4 protein-coding genes are annotated in these 3,940 nt (G+C 38.7%); 2 read left to right on the top strand and 2 right to left on the bottom strand.

Annotated elements, in window-relative coordinates:
* The first annotated feature begins 216 nt into the window (after positions 1 to 216).
* Positions 217 to 1,038 (top strand): competence/damage-inducible protein A, encoded by an 822-nt coding sequence (locus tag ACUVXA_RS17750; protein ID WP_445872620.1) that lies wholly within the window; start codon positions 217 to 219, stop codon positions 1,036 to 1,038.
* Positions 1,039 to 1,085: 47 nt separating this feature from the next.
* Positions 1,086 to 1,622, top strand: coding sequence for a nucleotidyltransferase domain-containing protein (locus ACUVXA_RS17745; RefSeq protein ID WP_445872619.1), 537 nt, complete (start codon positions 1,086 to 1,088; stop codon positions 1,620 to 1,622).
* 28 nt (positions 1,623 to 1,650) lie between these two features.
* Here the strand turns inward: ACUVXA_RS17745 and ACUVXA_RS17740 are convergent, their stop codons facing one another.
* Complete coding sequence (locus tag ACUVXA_RS17740; RefSeq protein WP_445872618.1) at positions 1,651 to 3,153, bottom strand: ATP-binding protein; 1,503 nt, start codon at positions 3,151 to 3,153, stop codon at positions 1,651 to 1,653.
* A gap of 327 nt (positions 3,154 to 3,480) precedes the next feature.
* Positions 3,481 to 3,940 (bottom strand): NAD-dependent epimerase/dehydratase family protein (locus ACUVXA_RS17735; RefSeq protein ID WP_445872617.1); only part of this gene is annotated, 460 nt, incomplete at its 5' end.

Raw genomic sequence — 3,940 nt, 5'->3', positions numbered from 1 at the left:
CATAGCCATATATGGTATTATTTAGTATTAAATCTTCCTACTGTTGTAAACCCTATTGATAAAACTTATCCTAATTAGCACTATTAGGAATTAAGATTAGTATTTAAACATTCTCAAAACCATCATAATTAAAAATCCATGATCTAAACGTATAATCACAAATGTTTAAGACCCTAAAAAAAGCAATACATTCACAAAAACAGAGTCGGGCTAAAAATGACCAACCTGGAAATCATAGTAGTAGGAAACGAAGTACTCGCGGGAAGAGTTCAGGACACCAACAGCCACTACATCTGCAACCAGGTAACCGCGCTTGGGATAGAAGTAACACGAATAACCACAATACCCGACAACCTAGAAACAATAATATCAACACTAAGAGAAGCAATCAGCAGGAAACCCGACTTCATAATAACCACCGGAGGCCTAGGCTCAACATACGACGACATGACCCTAAAAGCAGTCGCAAAAGCCGTAAACCAGCCCCTAGAAATAAACCAAGACCTACTAGAGGATTTAGAAAAGAAATTTGACTACATACACCAGCTGGGAAGGGCAAAACACAAGAAAATGACAAAAGAAAGGAAAAAACTGGCTTATGTCCCAAGAGGCAGCCAGATTTACCTAAACCCAATAGGACTAGCGCCAGCAACACTAATACAAATGGAAGAAACAAAAATCATTATTCTTCCAGGTTTTCCCCAAGAAGTAAAAATCCTCTTTGAAAGACATCTAATCCCCCTCATTAAAAAAGCGGTCAAAAACCAGTACGCAGAAGAACTCATAATAACAGAAGGATTAATCGAATCAGACCTCTCACCACTCATAGACCAAGTGAGAGAAAAGTATCCTCAGGTATGGATAAAAAGTCAACCCTATCGGGACGTAAGAATCAGAGCAGAAATATATATTACAGCACATGAAAAAAACGCTAATAAATCGGTTCAAAACGCGAAAAAAGAATTAAAAGAAAAAATCACCAAATCAAAAGGAAAAGTAATCGAAGAAACCAAAACTAAAAAAATAACCATCCTGTAAAGTTTCTATTTCTATGGCCCTTTATTACTTAAAGGAGGTCACATAGAGTGGAGTTGGTTTCTTTAACTTCCGAGGGTCGAATTGTGTTGACTTTGAAGCATGGGAAGCATACTTACAGCGAATTGAAGTTGGAAACTGGATTGAGTGATAGGTGGTTGACGATTAAACTTGAATTGGAAGGTGAAGGAGTTGTGGAGAAGAGTGGCAAGTGTTACGGTTTAAAAAAAGAAATTTCCGTTTCTCCTTATGAATTTAGTTTGTATATGATTTCTCAAGCTAAGCGAATAGCAAATGAGCTTGCGAATTTGCGTTTTGTTAAAGCAGTTATTCTTTTCGGCAGTGTTGCTCAGAGAAACGCTGGCGAGTACAGTGATTTAGACATGATAATTGTTGTAAGTGAGCCCTATGATAGGGTGAAAACGAAGACTAGGCTGGAAATTTCGAGACAGGAATCAAAATATCATATAACCATTGAAACATTGATTCTTACGAAGGGCTTTGAGATCTTAGGTGATAAGACCGGGGAGTTCGATAAGATTTTGCGTAATAGAGTTGAGGAGATTAAGCGTAGCCATGATTACTAGGTGGGAGAAAGGATATGGTTGAAAGTAATTATAAGTTATGATCCGATTTTGTTAATAGGGATAAGAATACATCTATTGGGACGACTAAGATATTTTTCTTGTATTCAACGTCTTCCCTGCTCAGGATTATGTAATTCTTAATTTGTGGAATCCTTAGGACGTCCTTGTAGCTGATCTCACCTCTGTACTTCGTTTCAATACCTGTGAACGATCCGTTTAACCTTACAACGTTATCTATTTCTCTGCCGTGTACCTCGTAGTAAAACCAAAGAAACGTTCTGGGCTCCCGCATAATCGGAGTTTCCAAGCTCATTGATAAATGGGAGGTTACCATCCCCTCAACTATTTTGCTCAACAATTCCTCATCCTCTAAGACTTCAGTTACCACTTCATTTACGTCCACTCCACCCAAAGAACTCCTAAGCGCATAGAAAATAAATGGATCCTGAAAGTACACCTTTTTTAACCCTTTAAACTTCAGGTCTTGTTTGTTAAAATCATACGCGTGAAGAACCGTTAGAATAAAAGAATCCTCCAATAACTCCAAGTAATCGATGACTGTCGTATGAGTTGTTTCGACGCCCCTTGCAAGTTTAGAAAAAGTGTACCTAGTTCCATACTTGTTTATGATCTCCTTTAACATTTGTACCGCGAATGTTTCTTGTCTTCCTTGTTTCGTTACATCTCCTAGAACATTCCGAACGAAAATTTCAGCCAGAGTAGGATCGATATAACCCTTCTCCTTGGCAAATCTCTTTCTCAGATACCTATTAATGACCTCTGGAAAGCCCCCGGTTACTAGATAGATTCTGAAAAGATACTCCAATTCCTTCTTGAAGGGAATGATCGCGTTTACAGCTCTATACGTTTCGTCCAGACCCCGTTTCAAGTCTATGTTGACCTTTTCCAGAGATGTTTTTAAGCGTTTTAAAGCATCACGAAACTCTTTTGTTTCAACATGGTCTCGTACATAATCCGCAGTTTGAAGCACGAACTCTCTGAAGCTTAACGGCTTCAAATAATACTCGTTTCCCTCCAGCCCCCTTCCTGGCAGAAGCTCTCCTTTCTTGCGTAAAGCGAATCCACTTGAACCCGTTGCAACAATATATGCCCTTCCTGTGATCCCCGAATCCCATAGATACTTGAGTTCGAGGTTCCAATCCCTTAAGGTGGTGGCTTCGTCCAAGAACATGTAGAGACTTTGGGCTTCCCGATTCGCCTCTAAGAAATAATTTATCGCGTTTCTCATTTCCTTCCTAGAAGTGAAGAAATCCAGCGAAAGATAGAGTATTCGCTTCGGGTCAAAGCCTTGGCTCACTAATTTGTTTACCCATTCCTTCAAGTAGGTTGTTTTTCCAACTTGTCTGCAACCTCTTATGATGTAAGCGTTTTCTTTAATTGTTTCAAATTCCTTCCTTTCAAAGAATATCAAGCTCTCATTTAGTCTTGACAAATGCCTATCGTAGCGTGTGAACGCTTTGCCGTGCTTCCACCAGGGATTTTGGCTAACTATTTCACTAATTCTAACCATATATGGATAATCTATTATCCAAATTTTTAAATTTTTCGATAATGAAATATCCAAATTATATAAAAAATGTAATACCTCTCACATAAAATAAATCATAATCAGTATTGTGAAACAATGCGTCTACCCACAATCCAATACCGTATCCCCTAAAACTTTTAGAGATATACGTTTAACAATTAACCTAAAGGATCAATAAAACATATAAAAAACATATAATATTCGCTGTAAATTTCACCAATAACCAAAGCTTGATCATGATATTTTGTTCTGGTAAATTACAAAACCGTTGGCGAAAAAGCCCCGACTTAAAGTTGCGGGGAGCGTCAACTATTCTAACATTTTTTTGAGTCCTTGAGTCAAGGTCATCTTTGGTTCGTAGCCTAGTGTATTCTGGATCCTGGAAATATCCGCTACACTGTGCATTATTTCCCCTATTCGCGGTTTGGTGTGTACCGGTGTAAGATTTTTCCCGCTAATCCATATCATCTTTTCAGCTAGTTCATTTATTGTAGTGGGTTTACCCGTGCCTACGTTGAAGATTTGCCCTATTGCCCTTTTGCTCTCAGCTGCAAGAACACTAGCTTCCACCACGTCGCTTACATATACAAAATCTCGCGTCTGTGCTCCGTCACCATAGATTACAGGACTTTCTCCCCTCATAATCCTCTCCGCAAATATGCCAATCACCCCCGAGTACTGATTCCTTATTCTTTGCCCCGGACCATAAATGTTAAAGGGTTCACAACAGTAGAAAGATTTAATGATAAATAATACCATTCTTGGACTT

The sequence above is a fragment of the Candidatus Jordarchaeum sp. genome (assembly GCF_052745115.1).
Note: the sequence above shows the minus strand (reverse complement) of the source record. Positions and strands in the feature narration are given on the sequence as shown.